The organism is Stenotrophomonas sp. SrG, assembly GCF_050031795.1.
Lineage (GTDB): Bacteria > Pseudomonadota > Gammaproteobacteria > Xanthomonadales > Xanthomonadaceae > Stenotrophomonas > Stenotrophomonas rhizophila_A.
Genome location: NZ_JBNBBE010001010.1, coordinates 1 through 241 on the forward strand (window position 1 = coordinate 1; position 241 = coordinate 241).

The window sequence follows — 241 nt, forward strand, 5'->3', positions numbered from 1 at the left end:
GCTTGAGGTCGTCCACCACGACGCGGTTGTGCACCACTTCATGGCGCACGTAGATGGGCGCGCCCCGCGGTTCGATCGCGCGCTTGACGATCTCGATCGCACGATCGACACCGGCACAGAATCCACGCGGGTTGGCGAGCAGCACCTCCATCAGACAGGTCTCCCGGCAGCGGCCGGCGGTGGGTTACGGGTTGGAATTATCCGCCTTTTTGGCGGCCTTGCCGTCGAACAGGCCGAACAC

Annotated in this window: 1 pseudogene; it reads right to left on the minus strand. The window is 64.7% G+C overall.

Features of this window, described 5'->3' with window-relative positions:
• Positions 1-151 (minus strand): annotated as a pseudogene (gene ispH / locus ACQG3P_RS22545) (4-hydroxy-3-methylbut-2-enyl diphosphate reductase); the annotation flags it as partial.
• Positions 152-241 lie beyond the last annotated feature (90 nt).